Source organism: Mucilaginibacter frigoritolerans (assembly GCF_007830615.1).
GTDB classification, from domain to species: Bacteria; Bacteroidota; Bacteroidia; order Sphingobacteriales; family Sphingobacteriaceae; genus Mucilaginibacter; species Mucilaginibacter frigoritolerans.
Map to the genome: position 1 here is coordinate 12,261 of NZ_VLLI01000002.1, position 20,566 is coordinate 32,826.

Here is a 20,566-nt window from a genome sequence, read left to right on the forward strand (position 1 = left end):
CGACCTGTTTCCGGTGATATTTGCATATCATTTATTAAGAAATAGGAATCATGACAAAGACTGTTTTGAAAAATCAAATAATCAATAAAGCCTATATCATAACCGGCCCAACCTCCGGTATAGGCTACGCGACTGCCCTTGAATTGACGAAGTACGGTATAGTGATCCTTCTTGGAAGAAATCAGCGTAAACTAAACCAGCTACAAAAAGCCATTGAGCATAAGGGGTATAAAGCGATAACAGTATTGTGCGACATTTCAGATATCAAAAGTGTGAGGAATGCTGCTGAAGAAATTATGCAACTCGGGCTTTCTATTTCGGGTTTGCTGAATAACGCTGGAATTATGCCATCAAAAGCCAGCAAAAATGCACAGGGTTGGGATCTAACCTATGCTACTAATCATCTTGGCGCTTTCGCGCTAACAGAAGCACTTGCACCACATCTTCCTGACGGGGCAAACGTAGTGTTTATTGCATCTGCCATTGAAGATCCTGAACGCAAACCGGCTAAAGTGATGGGTATGAAGGGTGGTAGATATATTTCTACGGAGGCAAGTGCTCGTGGCGAATGGGAAGCAGGCGGTACTAAGATGGCAGGAGTTGACGCTTACGCCACGTCAAAGCAATGTATTCTCGCTGCTACCTTATATTTTGCGCGAGAGAATAAAAGATTGCATTTTAATGCCGTTGAGCCAGGAATAACGCGTGGAACCGGGCTTGGTAGTGGAAACGTACCTCCTATAGTTCACTTTATCTTTGGATATTTAATGTCCATTATTCCACCTTTTTCCAAATACAGTAGCACACCTGAAAAGTCGGCAAAAGTTATTACTAAAGTATTAACCGATACATCCGGTAAGACTGGTATTTATTACGACGAAAAAGGTGAACCAATGCTTGGCTCGACACTGGTTCTCGATCATAACTTCCAGGATCGTGTTGTTTCTGAAACCCGCGCTTTTTTATCTAAATTTAGGTAATGAGGAATCATTGATAGGTGGTAACCTTGGAAAGTAAAATGAAAACATCAGTTAACAAAACCTGCCTCATAGGACCAGCAATAAAACCAGAACAATTTATTGCCGAGCACCTGTTTTTCTACCTGGTGAATGGATCAATGAGCGGGTATTATGGCGGTGAGACCTACACTTTGAAATCAGGGGAATACGGTATTGTTCGTAAAAACCGCTTAGGCAGGATGGACAGTGCAAAAGAGAACCATCAGGCTGAGAAAATAATATTCGTTTTTGATGAACCGTTCCTGAAAAAATTTCAGGACAAATACAAATTCATTTCAAGCAGAATTAAATCGGACGAACCATTTTTACGGATGGGTGATAACGAGCTGATCCCAAACCTTATTCGTTCGCTAAAACCCTATTTTGATTTGCAAGGGCAAATAGACAAAGCATTCTTCGAACTAAAGAGAGAAGAGCTACTACTAATTTTATTAAAATTGAGACCCGAATTATCAGGTGTGTTTTTTGATTACAGAATTCCCGGAAAAATAGATCTGGAAGAGTTTATGGAACGCAATTATAAATTTAATGTGAGTATTGAGCGGTTCGCTTACCTGACAGGGCGAAGCGTATCTGCCTTCAAAAGAGATTTTAAAACGGTTTTCAATCAAACACCAAATCGCTGGCTGGTAAAAAAGCGATTACATGAAGCATATTTTCTCATTGAAAGAAAGAATGAAAGAGCCTCCGAAATTTATCAGGATCTCGGTTTTGAAGCGCTATCGCACTTTTCGTTCGCTTTTAAAAAGTTATTCAATTTAACACCTACCGAATTGGCAGGTCAAAAAAAGGATGTCAACTGATGATAAAGTATTTTATAGCTAAGTTAAAGGCTCTTAAAATTCATCCCCATACTGGACAGAATTCGAACCACTTAGTTCAGCAATTAAAGTTCTTAACCGAACTATGTGTGCTGATTAACTCGGGTTCGATTCCTGCTGGGCTCCAAAAAAAAATGCATTCGCCAGAAAAAGTGCTTTCCCATAGAAATTAAGCCCCATTGGGTTTGGATGGTAAATAATTGCCGGAATAGTTGAACCGGACAAACGGAATCAAGTGGCCAATGTTCCCGAAGTCGTCAAGAATCTTTTATTATTTAATTCTAATAAAACAAAGAAAACAAACCGAGCTAATAGTCGTTTTACGGCCCTTTATAAGTTCCATCACTCCGGGTCCTGCATGTTATAAAATGACTTCTCCGATTATTTTTTACTTCTTCCGAAAGACCGCAAGATTCGGATTTCTTTCTGTTCGTTGTCTACCGACTTTTGACTTGTCAATGCGAATTGAAAGTTCAATGTTAACGACGGTCGGCTGGAATAAATTGATACCGCAAAGACAATAAACACATTAAAATAATTAAAAAAATGAAAAACATTTTAGTAACAGGTGCCACAGGACCATTAGGCATGGGCGTGATCACTACTTTATTGAGTAAAACAAGTGCAAAGAATGTGTACGCTTTAGCACGGAGTGAAGAAAAGGCCGCTTCCCTGAAAGAATTGGGAGTAAACGTTAAAATCGGGGATTATGATGATTACGAATCCCTGGTGAACGCCTTTAACGAAATTGACACCTTGTATATGGTTTCAAACACAGATGTTGCAAAACGCATCACGCAGCAAGATAATGTAGTTGAAGCCGCGTTGGAAACAGGCGTTACCCACATTGTTTACACCAGCTACCTGCGCAAAACTGAAACTGAGGATTCGCCGATCAGGGCGGTTGCCGCAGGACATTTAAATACCGAGGCTAAATTAAAAGAATCGGGAATCACCTATACCATTCTTAAGCACGGTACCTATACTGAAATGATACCGGTTTTCGCAGGATATGATGTTTTGACCAAGCATCTTATTTATGTCCCGGCAGGTGACGGCAAAACTTCTTTTGTGACCCGCAATGAACTGGCAGAGGCAGGAGCGATTATTTTGCTCGATGAAACCGGTAAATACGCCAATAAAAGCCTGGAACTGACCGGACCGAAAGCTTTGTCATGGGGAGACGTCGCGGATATTATCGGTTCAATTACTAACCTGCCTATAAAATATATTTCTCCATCGGAAGATGAGTATAAGAAGGTAGCTATCGAGGCGGGTGTTCCTGCGGGATATGTTAACTTATTTGCAAATTTCAGCAAAGTAACAAAAGACCGTGAAGTTGATAAAACTACCGGGACGCTTGAGGATGTGCTTGGCTATAAAGCTACCACTGTTGAAATTTCTTTGAAAAAGATTTACGGTAACAAATAATAAGCAACGGACGCTGTGGCAACTTGTTTTTAGGTTGCTTCGGCTTTCCAGCAAAGAAATATTTAAGTTTTTAAATCATAATTAAAAATAAACAACATGAAAAACAAAGTAACCCTAACCACGGGCGCAACAAGTGCAATGTATAAGGCAACCGCCCTTGTTTATATCAAAAATGGAGTAACCGGATTGGAACACTTTTGCAAAACGAATAGGAGAGTCTGTTTGCTCATATTTTTAGCCATTATTTTGTCAAACACCTCTTTTGGACAAAGTTCAAAAGATGAGCAGTTGGTGAAAAATGTAGTATTAGCTTATCAGGACGACTATAACGATGGCGCATTTAAAAATGTTGAATCTTATACGACAAAGAATTGGGAACACATTAATCCAATAGGAGGAATTACGAAAGGGCGGGACGAAGTTATGAAAGAGCTGCGGCCTTTATGTCAAACCATTTTAAAAGGTGTTACATTGACAGTTGAAAGCATGACAGTTCGGTTTTTGAGCCCAACCGTTGCGATTGCTAATGTTGTTCATAAATGTAGTGACTATGAATTCCCCGCAGGAGTAAAACATCAAAATGAGCGACACATGAAAACCTATATAATTGTAAAAAAGCAAAATAAGTGGTTACTTATACTTGACCAAAATACAATTATTGTAGCACACTGACAGACGGAAAGAAGGCCAGTCACCATGTACTGAAAGTCGGTGATTGAAAACCATATAGCATTTTCAAAACACAATTAAACAATAATAACAAAATGAAAAAAATAACTATTTTGTTAGCTATTATAGCTATACAAACAACCGTTTTTGCTCAAACAACATGGAAGAATGATAAGATGCATTCGCACCTGCAATTCACAATCACGCACTTAGCAATAAATGACGTTGATGGTGTTTTTAAAGATTTTGATGTAACGGTTACCACAACCAAACCTGATTTTAGCGATGCCGTATTTAATTTGACGGCTAATGTAGCATCAGTTAACACAGGTGTCGATATGCGCGACAATCACCTTAAAACTGCGGAGTTTTTTGACGTAACAACTTACCCGACTATTACTTTTACAAGCACGGCTATTACAAAAGTCAGCCCGGGCAAGTACAAACTTACCGGTAAATTCACTTTGCACGGTGTTACCAAAACCATTACGATGGACCTTTGGTACCGCGGTACGGTTGTTAACCCGCAGAGTAAAGCTAACGATGCCGGTTTCCAGTTAACTGGAGAACTTAAACGCTCTGATTTTAACTTAGGCAGCAAATTTGGCCCACCGATGTTAAGCGATGAAGTTGAAATAAAAGCAGTCGGCGAATTCGCTGAAGCGAAATAGCAAAAAAAAGGCTTAGCGCATAAATAAAGTGTGTAACATTTAAATCAATCAGATAACACAAAAATAAGAAACACTAACTGCAGGCATACGGGAAAATAGAGATTTGAATATTTGATAAGATTTTAACCGGCGCGGCAATGAGATTGCCGCACCGGTTTTTGAATTATTAAAACTTAGCAAATCCTGGATCTTTCCGTTCCCCCAGTTTATAGTTAAAAGCAATGGAAACGCAACAAGAACTGGATTATAGGCGGGTGGCATCAGCGATCAGCTTCTTCAAGGAAAATCATAAACTACAACCTAAGCTGGAGGATGTAGCAGAACACGTAAATCTGAGCCCTTTTCATTTTCAAAGAATGTTCCAAAATTGGGCCGGTGTTACACCGAAACAGTTTCTACAATACCTAAGTGCCGAATATGCAAAGGACATACTAAAAAACACTGGTGCAAGCTTATTTGATACCGCGTATGAAACAGGGCTGTCCGGCACGAGCCGCCTGCACGACTTGTTTGTAAAAGTTGAGGGTATGACCCCCGGCGAATTTAAAAATGGTGGTGAATCACTAAAAATCAATTACACATTCGCCGATTCACCATTTGGGAAAATGTTAGTAGCTTCTACTTCAAAAGGTATTTGCCACATGACATTCGTTGACGAAGACGAAGAAAAGACGTTCCAGAACCTGGTCTGGATCTTCCCAAACGCAACGTATAGCAGGAGCTTAGACATGGCCCAGCAAAATGCATTGCGTGTATTCTCACGGGACTGGAGCAAACTGGATGAAATTAAGCTGCATCTGAAAGGTACCGAGTTCCAGATCAAGGTATGGGAAACCTTGTTAAAGGTTCCGGCGGGCGGATTGACCACTTATGGTGATCTTGCTCACAGTTCAGGCTATAAAGGCGCTTCAAGTTCCGTGAGAACTGCCCTCGTTAGTAATCCTGTAGCGTTCTTGATACCATGTCACCGCGTCATCAAATCAAACGGTGAGCTCGGGCAGTATATCCGTAAAAATGCCATCATTGGCTGGGAAGCCGCGCTTCAGGCAACCGGGTAATATATATCATAAAGCCTGCAAATACCCATAAAAAGTCTCCGCTACGATGGGCGACAAAAACACAACCGTTGGAGTTAAACGTGATGATGTCTCTTCGGGCAGCTACTTTCAATGCGCACATTGTGGGCATTAGTAGATTGTGCCTTAACCAAACGATCGCTGATTGTGCGTTTATTTCTTATATTAACCTGGTGACTTTTCATTTCCTCGTTAATATGATTGTCCGTAAACCTATAGTCGATCTTTGAGTTTTTCATGATTTTATCGGGTTGAGAATACAAATTTATCCCCCCGGCCACACCTATAAAATCCGTTCCTTGCTGTTAAACAACCCCTTTAATTATTCTGAGAGTAATGTTAAATGGGGCCGGAAAACGCTATCAGTTCGCAGCATATTGCATTTGGGTTGAAATTACAGAAAATGCTTGATTTTTATTGAATTTTCGAACAATTTTACCTACCTTAGTGTAACGGTTTACAGCTACAAACAGACAAAAATGGTTGCAGTGAGTAATTCGGAGAGTCAAGACATTTCAGCTTAAAATAGCATTGACAACCAACGGGTTACGACTAAAATTAGTTTCCCCTACGGGCTACAGAAAGCCTCCATTAAAATTTGGAGGCTTTTTTATGCGCTTAAATTCAGCTATTTATGTCGGAAGATTGGATGCCGCAAGTTTAGTTCGGCTAAGCTATGTATATTAGCCGGATTGCGAATACTTATTGACCCTATGAGCTATCGAATACAGTAGAAAGCAATCAATTTTAATGGGCGCGAGATAGTAAATTTTTATATTGCCCCATGATAATCAGTATTATTTAACTGCTTTTAAGCTTTGCAGTATTTTGTTATAACGTATCTATATAAACAACTAGCATCATAAACCAAACCTAATGAATAAGTTAGCGACTTATAATCAATTAAACAGATCCTTTCAAAAAAAGTACATTTTCAATTTTGGCTCAGAAGGGGGCTTCTATTCAGAATTTAACAATATGGTGTTTGGGATGATATATTGTTTAAAGAACAAATACCAGTTTGTTTTATATTCAAATAACTCGCAATTTAAAATAAACAAAGGTTGGGAAGATTTTTTTGAACCATTTGTCGATACCGTAAATTCATCCTCTTTTCACAAACGTTTTAACAAAAGACTAAGAGCAAAAAAAATAAAACTGAGACACTACCCTCAATGGTACTTTTTTAAGTTTTTTAATAAAGACACTTATTTAACACACGAATTATTCCATTCGTTTTTTAATAACGACTTTTATAAAGAACAGTTTGATTTCCCTGAACTCGGGATTAAAGGTAACCTCCGGGACGCATCATACGAGTTTGTTAAAATGATTTATAATTTTAACGACACCACACAAAAAGAGATTCAAAAAAACATAGCCGGGTTAAATTTACCGGCAAAGTATGCTGCTATTCACGTAAGAAAAGGTGATAAAGATACTGAGTATGACATTTTGCCAACCACCACTTATGTAGAAAAGCTGAATGAGCTATCGGATTTAAAAGACGTTTTTATATTTACCGATGATTATACAGTGATTGAATATTTGCAAACAGAATATCCAAACATCCGTTTCTACACCCTTACCAAACCAGAGGAACGCGGGTATGTACATCCCAATTTTTTGAAGTTAAAGCGCGCACAAAAGAAGATCGATATGACTAAAGTATTTACTTCAATTGAACTACTTCGTGCCGCTGAAATTACCATCGGAGCATATACTACAAATCCGGGTATGTTTTTAAGTATGGCAATGCCCGAAGATAAGTTCGTTAGCGTACAAGGCTTTATGTGGTAATAATTAACAGGAAATAAATTCAAAATTACTGCACTATTAGCAACCTTATAAGAGCCTGTTTAATTTTGTAACCGTTAGTTTTTTTTAGGATCTTACATCAAAAACCCTAAAATACCAGGAGGAAAATATTCTGATAAATTTGATGCACAGATAGCGGCTACTAAGAAATAGATTACTATATTCCATGCCATAAACAACAGATGTTAAAAGCCATTAAGGAAGACAATTCTACTTTAATAAGCAACAATAATCCAGGCATTCCTTTTAATGAATTTTATTACAGATTTTAAAACCAAACTATTCAGCGAGATAAATTCCGTGCCTGAATCGTTAAATAGGAAATATTATCCTTCAATAGATGGCTTAAGGGGTTTGGCAATTTTGAGTGTAATTTTATATCACACGTCAGTAAATCATATCTGGAATGTATGGACGGATGGCACCATAGGTGTACATGTTTTTTTTATAATCAGCGGTTTTTTAATAACAACTCTTTTGTTAAAAGAACGGGTTTTAAAAGGGAAAGTTTCCTTTAAAAACTTCTATATCCGAAGGGCATTAAGGATTTTTCCGGTGGCCTATTTATATATTTTTATACTTATAATTTTAGGATACTTATTTCATGCCCCGCTTACAGTTACCAATATTTTGACCTCAGTACTTTACCTGAAAAATTTTCCAACAGCAAGCACCTGGCAAACCGGACACTTTTGGACTCTTTCTGTAGAGGAACAGTTTTACTTAATAGTTCCTTTTATACTCATTGCCAATACCAATAGATATATAAAAATAGTTATTGTACTTTTTATATTAGTACAAATTGTTGATTATGTTGGATTTAACAACATAGGCATTTTTTATACAAACCGATTTGTTCATACTTTAACTTTTATCTTTTTAGCGCTGTTGGATAAAGGGAGCTTATACATATTTGTAGGTTCTTTATTTTCACTACTGATTTTTAAAAAAATAATAGTAATTGAACGGTTCGAGAAACAATACTATTTGAGTGCCTTTTTGTTTCTATTTGCTGCATTGATTCATTTTGTTCACCTAATTCCCAATATTCCCTATTTGTCACCTACAATATTTGCTATTTTAATGGGGTGGGTGATAACGATCAACTTATATGAAAATAACTTCTTAACAAAGATTTTAGGTCACCCTATTTTGATTAAATTGGGTATTCTGTCTTATAGTCTTTATATCTGGCAGCAATTATTTACTACCAATCAGTTTTGGAGAGGGCAGTTTAAATATTCAGATTCAATTCCCTTAAATCTGGCTGTTCTGTTTATTGTTGCGTTTTGCTCATATTACTTTTTTGAGGTTAAATTCTTAAAGCTCAAAAAACAATTCAAAGTAATTTAAAGCACTTTCTGGCCCAATTAAAAAAACAGGGAAATCCGAATAACTTCTAGTGTAACCCAAATAATCCATTCTGAACTGGATTGATCCAGATTTTTCCACAAAGTAATTCCCAAATAAGTTCAATATTTTTAATCCACAAGACTATTGGGTGTGAACACTCGAAACATGATTCGGCCAAGCGGTGACCGAGCGGGAGTCCTAAAACAGTACCAACTAAATATTAATTCCATAACCCACTTTAACTTTGTCCATTACAACATGGGTGTAAAAATGCTTAACATTAGGGTTATCCATGAGAAACCTTTTAGAAAATTCTTCATAATGTCGCATATCAACCGTATTTACAATTAACACAAAATCGTATGTTCCTGTAACATAATAACATTGCATTACTTCTGTACAGGCTTGCATGGCAGCTTTAAAATTGTCGATGGCTTTTGAACTGCCAACTTCCAAAATCACATCTACCACACAAGTAATTCCAATGCCAACGGCCAATGGAGAAATGATAGAAACATCGGCTTCTATCATCTTATCATCACGAAGTCTTTTGAGCCTTCTTTGCACAGCACTTGTACTCAGACTTACCAGTAAGCCAAGTTCTTCGGCAGTAGTTTTATTGTTTTGTTGCAACTGCCTGAGCAACTTTTTATCATACTCATCCAACTCTTGCATAATTTACCCGTTAATGCGGCTAAAATTAGTCAAAATATGCATTTCCAATATCATTTTACCCAAATTATGCATCAGATTGATAGTAATTATGCATTGTATTTTAAAACAGGTAAAAATGAAACCAATAAACTCACATGAAGCGCCAAATGCAATTGGCCCCTATTCGCAAGCTATCAGAACTGGTAATTTATTATACTGTTCTGGTCAAACTCCGCTTGATACAGTTAGCATGAAAATAAAGACAGACGACATTGAAAGCCAAACGTTGCAGGTAATCAATAATTTAAAAACAGTGCTAAGCGAAGCGGGGCTTACACTTTCTGATGTTGTAAAGACAAATGTTTTTTTGAGTGATATGGGAAATTTCAAGAGAATGAATGTTGTTTATGCTGAATGTTTTGGCACTCATAAACCAGCCCGGAGTACGGTAGCTGTAAAGGGATTACCATATAATGCTTTAATAGAAATAGAATGTATTGCCGAGATAAATACAAATTAGTTGAGCATACAAATGTCGATAGTATACCAATTAGTAAATAATTAAAAAATCAATAAAAAAATGAATTCAATATTCACAAATCAAGAAATTTTAGCTTTTAGAAATGAAACTGATGGCTGTAAAAATGTAATTCATCTAAACAATGCCGGGGCAGGTTTGATGCCAAATATTGTAACCCAGGTTCAGCTTGACCATATTAAACTTGAATCGCAAGTTGGTGGTTATGAAGCCTCCGCATTAAGAGCATCTGAAGTACAAGATTTTTATATACAATGTGCAAAGTTGTTTAACTGCAGGTCCACAAACATTGCTTTTACGGCAAGTGCAACAGATGCTTACACACGGGCTTTGTCTTCTATTCCATTTAAAGAAGGTGATATAATTCTCACTGACAATGATGATTTTGTTTCCAATCAAATACAATTTCTATCTCTCCAAAAACGATTAGGTGTAAAAATAGTAAGAATCAACAATGCTACAATTGGCGGTGTTGATTTGAATGACCTTGAAGAAAAACTAAAAACATTTCGGCCCAAACTACTTGCAATTACTCATATACCAACAAACTCTGGTTTAGTACAACCCGTAATTGAAATTGCCAAAATTTACAACAACTATATTCAACAAAACGCCGACAAGACTTGGTATATTTTAGATGCCTGCCAGTCTGCCGGACAGATGAAACTAGATATAGCCGAATTACAATGCGATTTTATGAGTATTACTTGTCGTAAATTTTTGAGAGGCCCCCGTGGCACAGGTGCATTATATATATCAGATAAGGCATTAGAAATGGGTTTAGAACCTATGTTTATAGATATGAGGGGAGCAGAATGGAAACAAAAAGATGAATATCAACAGCAACCAACTGCAATGCGTTTTGAAGATTGGGAATTTGCCTATTCAACTTTATTAGGCACGGCAGCTGCAATCGAATATTGCCTAAACATTGGTGAAAATAAAATATGGCAACAGGTTAAATCATTATCAACAATTTTAAGAAACCAACTCTCTCAAATTGACAAAGTAAGAGTGCTTGATAAAGGGCCGGAGACTGGCGGTTTGGTTACATTTCATGTACAAGGTTCTGACCCCAAATTTATAGTAAGTGAATTATTGAAAAGAAAAATTAACGTAGTGCCAAGTTACAGGGCATTTGGTATAATTGATTTTGATGAAAAAGGAATTGAATGGGCTGTAAGGGCATCTCCTCACTATTATAATACAATTGAAGAACTCGATATTTTCATTCAAAGTATTAAAGAAATTATTTAAACATTTGGACCGATAGAATAATGAGCCGCCGATAACATTGGGGTTGGCTTTGCTGGGTAAGGATGGAATAATAATGAGCGTTTTTATGGAGGCTGTCTCAAAAGGGCAGTCTTTTTTGTTTTGGGGTAGCTGTTAATTTACAGGCATAGTGGTTTAATTTACAAACTTTACACGGCAGCCAAGGCAAATAAAACCTATCGGTTGAAAGTCATCACCCAATTTGTTTCCCACGTCTGGCCGGCGTCGTCAGAGAATGCCTGTTCAAAGCGGCTCGAGTTTGGGGTAATGGAGGAAAAGCCATTGCGAGACATAATAATTCTTCCCTGGAATTCTTCCTGGTCGTAGAACTGTCCCTGTCCGCGCGCAAACCTTCCTACCATGGGAACTGTCATGAACGGGTCTGAGCCACCATTTACCCAGTTCAGGCTCCACTGATGTGATTGTGGGTTGAAGAGCCGCAATCCAATACCTTCAATGTGCCCCGCCGGACCGCTGGCGTCGAGCTCCAAAAGACTTGCGCGTCCTCCCCATACTTTGGTGACAACCGAAGTGCCGTTATAGTCGGTCCAGGTATCTGAACCGGTTAAAGGCTTTAGCAGGCGATGGATATGGGTCTTCCATACGCCAAAATTAAAGTCGAAATCGTGCGCACCATTGGCCGCGTTTGCGGCAAGGGGTAAGGGCATCTCATCGCCGGTGGATGTTTCTTTATCCCGCGTCAGTGTCGCCACAAAATTCGGCTCCCACGTTTTGCCGCCGTCATCTGAAAACGATTGTTCAACATGGTGAGAATCTGGAGTAATGTCCGACCAAACGAATCGAACAAAGATAGTCCGCCCGTTAAATGATTCCTGGTCGAAGAGTTCGCCCTGCCCATTCTTGAACTCGCCGATCTGAGGTTGATTTATTACCCCCTCTGCACTGCTGGCAAAGTACTGAGCCCACTGGTGCGCCTCGGGATGATACAGAAACAATGTGAGGCCTTCGAAATGCCCGGTAGAACCATCAGCCTCAATCTCCTCTAACTGCGCCCGGCCATTCCAAACCTTCCTGACGTGCACCGTTCCGTTCAGATCTACCCAGTCGTTAGAGCCCGTAAGCGGATGCAGGAGGCGGCGGATATGGGTCTTCCATGTCCCTATGTTGAAATCAAAATCATGCTGGCCGTCGCGTTCCGCCTTAGCGTTTTCTTGAGCAGAACAATTGATTGCTGATGCAATAAACAGCATACTCAAAGCCAGAAAAAACTTCACAAGATATTTTGCTACAGGTGGCCTTTGATCCTCAACTTGAAATGTATTTCCTGAACTGTAAACAGATGGCACAATGTCGGTTTGTTCACTTATGATAATGCCCGATATAAGTTTTTGTTGTGATTTTTTCATTTCAACTAATTTTTTGACCTTGTTTTAATTTAATGCTGCAAGGTATTTCTTAAGCAATTTGAAAAATTGTACAAAATCGTCATCTGAAAACACAACCCGTATTTATTGAGTTTTTATAATAATAGTCAGAGGTAAATTGCATCCAATAGCAACCCCCTAGTTTTAAAGGCGTCGCAAATGACTTAATTTAGAAGGTTTTTGAATAGATTTTTTTTAAACGAACCAACCGCAGGGTAGGTATCCATCGAAGTCACGTTGTTTTCCGGTGTTGGAAAGGCCACTGTCAATTTTTGGGGAACTATTGGTTTCCCGGTCTGCCCGTTTGAAATATTGAAGCGGTTGCACCCCCGAAAATTCCTTGAACTCGCGGTTAAAGTGCGACTGATCATAATAATTGCAAGAATAAGCAAGGCTGGTCATCGTAGAGAATGAGCTTGAACAATAACTATCTTTAACGGCCTGGAAACGGGAAATTCGTGCAAAGTACTTCGGAGGGAAACCTGCTATTGCTTTAAATCTTCTTTCAAATTGCTTAACAGACAGACCAGACTCCTGCTGTATCGCCTGAATGTCTACAGAGCCGGCACTTTGCAATACTTTGTCAACGAAATATTTGAGTGGATCAACTTTATGGTGGGATGATTTCTTTGTAAGATAAGATGCAACGTGGGCAATGCGCTCCGGCGCATTGATCGCGCTATAAACCTGATCCGCCAGGTCTGTACCACCCTGTTGGAATAAAGCTGAAAAATCAAAAACACCATTTACCACTTCATCTGCCGGAATATTTAGCAGTTGATTTATAGCGTGTGGAAATAAACGCACACCAAAAAAACCTACTTTATTTGCTACATCAAATTTACCATGTATAGAATGCTGAAAACGGATGCGCGCACTTTGCGCAGAATAGCTTTGAAAACCTTCGTTGTATTGAAAGATAATTTCAGGACAGCTATCCGCCATCAGATAATAGTCTTTGGGAACAGATTCATCAGGGTTACTTTCTAATGTCCAAAAGCATTGCACTAAATCCTTTAGATGCAGCGGAGGAGGAAATATTTTGTAATCCATTTAAAGCAAATTATAAAGTGAATGCCATCTCGGGTTGATTATATCTGTGCCTATTCAACATTTATTTAAATTTATAAAAGATAAGTGAATCATACACTATACTTTACGTATTATTCTAAGTATATCTGCTGTAGGATGACATCTGCCAACGCCGTTACAATTTTTGTGAAAATTAATGAATTGCTAAAAGCCGCTAAAAGAGTTCGAGACCCTTACCCTACGACGACAAAACTGCTTTACGAAAGTAGAGCGGCTTTTTTGACATCTGACCTGTGGTAGCTTATCTAAAGTCAAACCAGAGTGTTCCTTTAACTATACTGTAATTAAGCTGAATATTTTTTTGACTTTGTGGACCAAGTAGTGCCGGGTTTTGAAAACGGGTACCTATCGGGGCAATGCTATTTAAAAATCCAATATCACCCTCAGGAAAGGCCGCTTTAAGACTTTCGTGTTCATATTTGGAATGATCTGGTTTCAACATCTGAAGGAATATGGACTGATCATCGGTGTAAACAGTAAATGGGGATTCTTTATTTTCAATTACGGCCCAATACAAATCAGCATGATATCCTTTAAATTCCGGATAGTTCCAGCTTGCTCCTGTAATGGTATTATTATAGTTCTTGTGCCATACGCCAAATTGCTGACCCTTCATCCTGTTTTTCCAAACCCGGTATGGCCCCCTGCCCAACCATTTCATGCCGGTTATTTTTTCTTCGGGATAATTAAAGGTTATCCCGGCAAAGTCAACCCCGGTTTGCTGCGACCAATGTTTTTCCAGCGTATATTGATATTGTAGTTCTACTGCCTTACCGGGTGCGAAAATCCATTTGACATTAAAATAAGTACTCCCTTCATAAACAGGTTCAACAATAAAGTTTGCGCCTTCAGCATAGCTTTTTAGTTGCACAAGATTGTGACTAATGCCTGCCTCAACAGGGCCGGTTAATGAAATCTCACCTTTGCTATTGATCACCTTTTGAAGTTGCCCATTGGTTTTGTTGAAAAAATATTTTATCCCCGATGCATTAACTATCAAACTGCTTGCTGATTCTTCTGTTGAAGTTTTTGAGGCCGTCCAATGTATATCCGGCTTTTTTATTTGATCCGGCAATTTGATTGGCCAGGTCCAGGTAAATAATTCCCTGCCATGCGGATCGGTGGCCGTTAAGTACAAGGCATCGTAATTAGCCCAATTTTCAGGAAGTTTTAATTGCAGCAGGCCTTTTTCACCCGGAGCCAGGTTAAAGTCAGGCAAGTCATACTGTGCTCCTGTAATTGCTCCGGTGGCTGTATCCCCTGCTGCCGGAAAATTAACCAACTGCCACTTGAACCGGCATTGGTTTAAATTCGTATAGCTATAACGGTTTTCCACGGCAATTCTGCCATCAAATTGAGGCGTGATTATTTTTCTATCGATCACCACCGGCGACCATAATTCCTTAATGGTATAATAACTGCCTTCTTTTTCCCTATGCGGCCCAAGGATACCATCCGGGGCACTGTCATTGGCAGTATCCATAGTGCTGTCCTTATCTACCCTTCGTATACCACCATCAGCAAATACCCATATAAATCCGCCCGCCCCATATGGATGTTTGAGTATCGCATTCCAAAAATCTTCTAAACCAGCTGCGGCTCCTCCATCATAATTGCCGTGCATAAATTCCGTTGGGAAAAATACATCATTACCATATAAAGCGGAGTTCACCACATAGTTGTAATCAGGATAATGCCTTGTGTCTGTGCCATTAAATTTCTCCCAGGGATGAAGTACCACCCGATTTTGAGGATCATAAAGCTTAAACTGATCATCAAGAGCGGTGTTCCACCCTCCTTCATTACCATTATCCCAAAATATAATAGAAGGGTGATTAACATCGCGTACCACCATTTCTTTAACCAGCTTTTTACCAATAATGGTATCATATTTATTTTGCCAGCCAGTAAGTTCATCCAGTACAAAAAGCCCCAACGAATCACAAACATCCAGAAAATGCTGATCAGGCGGATAGTGTGACATCCGTACTGCATTCATGTTCATGTCCTTCATTAAGTTTACATCCGTAATGCTGATATCTTTACTCAATGTACGCCCGGATTCTGGCCATTCGCTGTGACGGTTTACGCCTTTTAGAATTACTTTTTTACCATTAACATAAATCCCGTCGTGTAGCCTTAGTTCCATGGTACGGAAACCAATACGCTGCATTATTGTATGAATAATACGCCCGTCTCTGTCCTTTATTGAAACAATGAGGTTATACAATTTTGGAAACTCAGGATTCCATGGAATGACGCCTTCGAAAGAGCCTCTTAATGAAATAGCGGGCTGTCCGGCAACGGCAGCTATGCTTAGTTCTTTACCTATCTTCTGCCCGGCAAGGGTTAATAATTGCGCGGTTATCACATTATCGGCTGTGACGTTTGGCGCATATACATCTACTTTAATGCTTCCGTCTGCTTTGGCATCGCTTGTAATGTGATCAATATAATTTTGTGGAACCACCTCTAAATAAACCGGACGAAAAATACCGCCAAACTGCCAGAAATCTGCCCTGCGCTCTGCGAGGTTAATGGAGGCGTTTGCCGACTTTTTGCTTACGGTTACTTCAAGCAAATTATCGCCAGCTTTTATCAGATTAGAAATATCATATTTAAACCGGTAATAACCACCCTGGTGTATGGGTCCGGCCAATTGGCCGTTGATCATCACTTTAGTATCAGTCATTGCTCCTTCAAAAACAATAAATGTTTTTTTGTTTAGCCATGCTGCCGGGCTATTAAAATGGTATTTATAAATGCCTTGTTCTTCGGGGTTTTGAGTGTCCTGAAAATAATTATAAGTACCAAAGCCTTGCAACTCCCAATTAGAAGGAACAGCAATTTTACTCCATGCACCGCTTTTTTGCCCCGTGTTGATGAAGAAATCCCAATTTACCGTATGATCTTTATCGGTACCGGAGAGATACACCTTTTGCGTGGCTTGAGCATGCGATTGAGTAAACGTAAATGCCAATAGCAGCGAGAAAGCAGAAATAAAAGCACGTTTCATTTGATAAGCAAGTATTTTGATTTAAAAAATCATCATTGCCATAAAGATACTATACCTTTTCCTTCTTTCATTAAATATAGAGATAGTTCCCAATACAGCGTAAGCGTACGTGCTTTAAAGGAGGATACCAAAACATGAATCAATCAGGCGTCATATTGTCACAAACAGCAATAAACTTTAGATTTTTAAAACCCATAAGCAATCCCACTCTGAAATATAAATGAATTCTGACGATAGGATACATTGGATACCCTGTCGTTAAGTTTTGTGAATCCGTCAAACGGTACTTTTTGATCTAAATTAAATGTTTCCAGTCTTTGCGAAAAAGTATGCCCGGCAATCAGGTTCAAACTCCATCGCTGGCTAAGTTTAAGGTCATAAATGAGTCCCGCACTATTTTGCTGCAAATTTAAATATTGACCTTTCGCCTCGTCATTCAGTCGGTACATGCTGCTGTTGAGCGAGCCTGTAATTCCCAGTGACTGTATTTCGGATAGCTTGTATTTTAAAGAGAACCTGGCAGGTATAATACCGGTGAGGCTTAGCTTGTTGTTGATCGTCCAGTCGATATCAGGTATGGGCAGCAGGAACTTGCCTGAGTAATTACTGATGTAAGCGAGCGTAATGCCATACCTGAAAGACTTGCTGGGCCTAAAGCCTACCCGCACACCGGCTGTATAGATAATATCCTCTGCACCGATACTTCGTTTAAAGTCGGAAGCTATGGTTGCCAGGCCCACAAAAGAGATACTGGTGGTACGTGAAAGCGAATAATTTACCAAAAGAGGAACGGTGATGGATTGGAATTCGGTACTGCCTATATTTTGTTCGCCTGAAAGAAAAAGGCCCTGGTAACGGATGCCCGTTTTTATCAAAATGGGGTGGGCCGCCGAAAAATCCTTATACACAGGGAAGCCAACGTCAACAATAGGTTGCTGCATGGTGAAGCTATTGCCTCCTGCATTAACAGGAGCCACAATATCGGTTACGGTAACACCGCCCAGCAGGGGAGCTGTGGTAGTCAGTTTTTTGTGCATACTACTGCTGTCAACACTTTGGCAATAGCTAAGTACAGGCAATAACATGCCTATAAGAAATAAGCTTCTTTTCATTTTTTATTGATTTGTTTTAGCGGATGAAAGAGTAGTTACATTAGCAGGGGGTAACTATCTCAATTAATTTCAGCATTGTTTTGTCGAATTCTTTTCTTTCGTGCTCTGTTAGTTCCGAAGACAGTACAGCATCAAATCTACCAATGATAGCATCAGCCTGCATTGCCAGTTTTTCGCCGCTTGCTGTCAATTCTACATAGGTTTTCCGCTTATCAATGGTATCTGTAGTTACCTTCACAATGTCTTTTTTAAGTAAAACTGATATTGTTCTGTTGATGGATGCTTTATCCCGCCCCAGGGATATAACTATATCTTTCTGAGACGCTCCCCGTGAATAATATAACATCAGTAAAACAGGTACCTGATCCATCTGAAGCGGAAAAAAGTGCCCCTGGAAAATTTTATCACATTCCCTATATACCGTATGATAAAATGAGCCTATTTGAGCGATCAGCGAAGGCGGGGTAGGATATTCAGCTTTATGATTCATGAGGCAAAGATATCAATATTGGTTGATATATCAACCAATATTGATATCTTTTTTATTCCTCTAAAAAAAACCACTATCTTGAGGCTTAAGTCAGGATAAAGGAAGGTTGTGTTTTTAACTTTGAGTGCTACTGAAGATCGCCTGGTGGACTTATTAAAAAAAGACGTTCGATAAAAAAGTTTCACTACGTTTTTTACTTATAATCTAACCGGCGTAACGTTTAGTTTTTATACTTTTAACTGGTTCATAATTTTCAATTGCCGCAGTAAATATGCACTTTCTAATATCCATCGGAATTATTCTGGCAATCATCGGTATTGTGCTGATCCTGATGCTCAAAACCCCATTAAAAACCAGCGATAAGTTGCTGTTGGTCATCTTTTCTTGTTTCGTAATCAAGTTTTCGCTCGACGAGGTATCAATTATCACCGGCAATACGCTTTTCAGTGGCTTTGCCGGAGCATTCGGCATCAGCACCATTGTAACCTCAGGCTGGTATGTCAAATACCTCACAGATACTGACGGACGTTTTGGCTGGAAACAACTGATGAGTTATACACCGCTCATAGTGGCGTTTATTTGCATAATGGTACTGTTTTTTGTTAATGGACAATCGTGGTCTGCTCCCATTTACTTAACAATAGAAGTCCTGATGGGCGCGCTAGTTATTTACTACTTTGGCTTTTGCATCCACATGCTGTACAAGCACCGGCAGCTCATCCATGAAAACTATTCGGGAGCGCCGGGCAGCATCACCATCAACTGGATGATCGTCATCATTTCGCTGCAGATTGTTGAATTCCTGCTAAAAGTTGTACTTGGCAGGGTAATTACCAGTTATAGTAATGCCGATCTTAATATTATTACCAACGAGTACTGTTTTATCATCATGACTTTTCTGCTGGTGATATTGGGCATATGGCAAAAAAGCATCCCCGTTTTTATCCCGGCAAAAGAGGAGATTTTCCAATCGGCACTGCAGCCCGATGATTTGAAGCGCTATCAGTTGAAACTTGAAAAATTCATGGAGGAGCATAAACCCTTTCTCGATCCGGAGCTTACCATCGAAAAACTGGGTGAGCTGACCCGCATCAAAAAGCTGCTGCTTTCACAAACACTTAATAAAGCCTTCAACAAAAACTTCTTCACTTTTATTAAGGAATACCGCATCCGCCACGTTGAGGTTGAATTGAGAAACAAAAGCAATGCAGAACGTACCATTATGGATATTGCTTATATGAGCGGCTTCAACAGCAAAACGGGTTTTAACCGTGCCTTTAAGGAAGTGACAGGTAAAACCCCTACCGAATACCTCGAAAACTAGTTTCAAGTCTTTAGTTGGAAGTCCTAAGACGAATTTTCTCTTTTTCTTTACCCCGACCGGTGGTATCTGTTCTAAACAAACCGTTTAGGATTTCGGCTGTTATAAAATACGGAATTGACAATAACCAAGTGCTTTTTTATCTTGAAAACAACAACGAATGGAAAATCGTGCACCTTAGCGTACCTGAATGTTTTTGAAAATCTTTTCTGGTAATGTAAAGGGTTAGTTTCAATCAAACGTAAAGTATTCACTACTTGCAGCAGAAACTTGCCGCCCACCCCCGCTTGTTGCTCATCATACCAATCGGCAGATTTTTGCATATCTTCCCTCGCTTTGCGAAGAACCTGCAATTGGTACACTATTTTTCTTTGATCTTAAAGTGAGCAATGATTTCATCGATTGAGTAAGTTTCGGTTTCTCCGGCTTCGTACTCTTTGTCGCGCTCCAATATTTCCTTTTGCTGGGCTTCTGATAAAACAAAAGTCTCATCCTCCCGGCTATAGTCGTACTTCATATTATCCAGAAATTCCAGTAAAGCCTGTTCTTCCTGTGGGTTATGGGGGTTAACTACGATGGTCATATAACAAAGTTAAGAAATTTTATAGGGAATGAAAAAAGCTATTTGTTTTGACCTGCTGTCTCCATTGACACGCCAAGCCATGTATGCCGCTTGACTTCCAAACCTCCATCACGTCCCACACTAAAGCCCCATCTTTGAGGATTCGACGGCCAAACCACCTACCGAATACCTCGAAAACTAACAAGTTTCATAGTACCACTTTTATTTATGCAAAGTGGCACTCCTGATTTCGGCCAACCGGA

At 39.3% G+C, this 20,566-nt stretch carries 20 protein-coding genes; 11 read left to right on the plus strand and 9 right to left on the minus strand.

What is annotated here, in order from left to right:
- Positions 1 to 50: 50 nt before the first annotated feature.
- The 6 genes from JN11_RS03455 to JN11_RS03480 all read left to right on the plus strand — a co-directional run bounded on the left by JN11_RS03455 (position 51) and on the right by JN11_RS03480 (position 5,669).
- A complete protein-coding gene (locus JN11_RS03455) occupies positions 51 to 980 on the plus strand; it encodes an SDR family NAD(P)-dependent oxidoreductase (protein ID WP_144909683.1) in 930 nt (309 codons plus the stop codon).
- Positions 981 to 1,018: 38 nt separating this feature from the next.
- Positions 1,019 to 1,822, plus strand: coding sequence for a helix-turn-helix domain-containing protein (locus JN11_RS03460; protein ID WP_144909685.1), 804 nt, complete (start codon positions 1,019 to 1,021; stop codon positions 1,820 to 1,822).
- 564 nt (positions 1,823 to 2,386) lie between these two features.
- Positions 2,387 to 3,271 carry an SDR family oxidoreductase gene (locus tag JN11_RS03465; RefSeq protein WP_144909687.1) on the plus strand — a complete coding sequence of 295 codons (885 nt, stop codon included), beginning with the start codon at positions 2,387 to 2,389 and terminating at the stop codon, positions 3,269 to 3,271.
- A 96-nt stretch (positions 3,272 to 3,367) separates the two neighbouring features.
- Positions 3,368 to 3,943 carry an SgcJ/EcaC family oxidoreductase gene (locus JN11_RS03470; RefSeq protein WP_144909689.1) on the plus strand — a complete coding sequence of 192 codons (576 nt, stop codon included), beginning with the start codon at positions 3,368 to 3,370 and terminating at the stop codon, positions 3,941 to 3,943.
- A gap of 92 nt (positions 3,944 to 4,035) precedes the next feature.
- A complete protein-coding gene (locus tag JN11_RS03475; RefSeq protein WP_144909691.1) occupies positions 4,036 to 4,611 on the plus strand; it encodes a YceI family protein in 576 nt (191 codons plus the stop codon).
- Positions 4,612 to 4,832: 221 nt separating this feature from the next.
- Positions 4,833 to 5,669 carry a methylated-DNA--[protein]-cysteine S-methyltransferase gene (locus tag JN11_RS03480; RefSeq protein ID WP_144909693.1) on the plus strand — a complete coding sequence of 279 codons (837 nt, stop codon included), beginning with the start codon at positions 4,833 to 4,835 and terminating at the stop codon, positions 5,667 to 5,669.
- Positions 5,670 to 5,743: 74 nt separating this feature from the next.
- On the opposite strand, the gene JN11_RS03485 is transcribed toward JN11_RS03480, so the two are convergent.
- Positions 5,744 to 5,926: a hypothetical protein gene (locus JN11_RS03485; protein ID WP_144909694.1), complete on the minus strand. Its 183-nt coding sequence runs from the start codon at positions 5,924 to 5,926 to the stop codon at positions 5,744 to 5,746.
- Positions 5,927 to 6,563: 637 nt separating this feature from the next.
- Between JN11_RS03485 and JN11_RS03490 the strand changes: the two genes are divergently transcribed.
- Together JN11_RS03490 and JN11_RS03495 are read left to right on the plus strand one after the other, a co-directional pair.
- A complete protein-coding gene (locus tag JN11_RS03490) occupies positions 6,564 to 7,487 on the plus strand; it encodes a hypothetical protein (RefSeq protein ID WP_144909696.1) in 924 nt (307 codons plus the stop codon).
- Positions 7,488 to 7,754: 267 nt separating this feature from the next.
- Complete coding sequence (locus JN11_RS03495; protein WP_144909698.1) at positions 7,755 to 8,858, plus strand: acyltransferase family protein; 1,104 nt, start codon at positions 7,755 to 7,757, stop codon at positions 8,856 to 8,858.
- Between the two features lie 213 nt (positions 8,859 to 9,071).
- Here the strand turns inward: JN11_RS03495 and JN11_RS03500 are convergent, their stop codons facing one another.
- A complete protein-coding gene (locus JN11_RS03500; protein ID WP_144909700.1) occupies positions 9,072 to 9,533 on the minus strand; it encodes an Lrp/AsnC family transcriptional regulator in 462 nt (153 codons plus the stop codon).
- Positions 9,534 to 9,648: 115 nt separating this feature from the next.
- Here JN11_RS03500 and JN11_RS03505 point away from each other — a divergent pair, with 115 nt between their 5' ends.
- Together JN11_RS03505 and JN11_RS03510 are read left to right on the plus strand one after the other, a co-directional pair.
- Positions 9,649 to 10,032, plus strand: a complete 384-nt coding sequence (locus JN11_RS03505; protein ID WP_144909702.1) for a RidA family protein — start codon at positions 9,649 to 9,651, stop codon at positions 10,030 to 10,032.
- 60 nt (positions 10,033 to 10,092) lie between these two features.
- Positions 10,093 to 11,307 carry an aminotransferase class V-fold PLP-dependent enzyme gene (locus JN11_RS03510; protein WP_144909703.1) on the plus strand — a complete coding sequence of 405 codons (1,215 nt, stop codon included), beginning with the start codon at positions 10,093 to 10,095 and terminating at the stop codon, positions 11,305 to 11,307.
- Between the two features lie 194 nt (positions 11,308 to 11,501).
- On the opposite strand, the gene JN11_RS24355 is transcribed toward JN11_RS03510, so the two are convergent.
- From JN11_RS24355 to JN11_RS03535, 5 genes are all read right to left on the minus strand, one after another.
- Positions 11,502 to 12,692, minus strand: coding sequence for a hypothetical protein (locus tag JN11_RS24355; RefSeq protein WP_211360636.1), 1,191 nt, complete (start codon positions 12,690 to 12,692; stop codon positions 11,502 to 11,504).
- A gap of 213 nt (positions 12,693 to 12,905) precedes the next feature.
- Complete coding sequence (locus JN11_RS03520; RefSeq protein ID WP_144909705.1) at positions 12,906 to 13,763, minus strand: helix-turn-helix domain-containing protein; 858 nt, start codon at positions 13,761 to 13,763, stop codon at positions 12,906 to 12,908.
- A gap of 280 nt (positions 13,764 to 14,043) precedes the next feature.
- Positions 14,044 to 16,818, minus strand: a complete 2,775-nt coding sequence (locus tag JN11_RS03525; protein ID WP_144909706.1) for a glycoside hydrolase family 2 protein — start codon at positions 16,816 to 16,818, stop codon at positions 14,044 to 14,046.
- A gap of 185 nt (positions 16,819 to 17,003) precedes the next feature.
- The gene (locus tag JN11_RS03530) at positions 17,004 to 17,930 is read right to left on the minus strand and encodes a DUF6268 family outer membrane beta-barrel protein (protein WP_144909708.1); all 927 of its coding nucleotides are present in this window, start codon (positions 17,928 to 17,930) and stop codon (positions 17,004 to 17,006) included.
- Positions 17,931 to 17,970: 40 nt separating this feature from the next.
- Positions 17,971 to 18,420, minus strand: coding sequence for a MarR family winged helix-turn-helix transcriptional regulator (locus JN11_RS03535; RefSeq protein ID WP_144909710.1), 450 nt, complete (start codon positions 18,418 to 18,420; stop codon positions 17,971 to 17,973).
- 271 nt (positions 18,421 to 18,691) lie between these two features.
- Here JN11_RS03535 and JN11_RS03540 point away from each other — a divergent pair, with 271 nt between their 5' ends.
- Positions 18,692 to 19,744 carry a helix-turn-helix domain-containing protein gene (locus tag JN11_RS03540; protein WP_144909711.1) on the plus strand — a complete coding sequence of 351 codons (1,053 nt, stop codon included), beginning with the start codon at positions 18,692 to 18,694 and terminating at the stop codon, positions 19,742 to 19,744.
- A 71-nt stretch (positions 19,745 to 19,815) separates the two neighbouring features.
- Here the strand turns inward: JN11_RS03540 and JN11_RS03545 are convergent, their stop codons facing one another.
- Positions 19,816 to 20,103: a type II toxin-antitoxin system RelE/ParE family toxin gene (locus JN11_RS03545; RefSeq protein ID WP_262713254.1), complete on the minus strand. Its 288-nt coding sequence runs from the start codon at positions 20,101 to 20,103 to the stop codon at positions 19,816 to 19,818.
- Entirely contained in the window at positions 20,103 to 20,324 is a 222-nt protein-coding gene (locus JN11_RS03550; RefSeq protein WP_144909714.1) for a hypothetical protein, read from the minus strand. The genes JN11_RS03545 and JN11_RS03550 overlap by 1 nt, the downstream gene beginning before the upstream one ends.
- Positions 20,325 to 20,566: the final 242 nt, after the last annotated feature.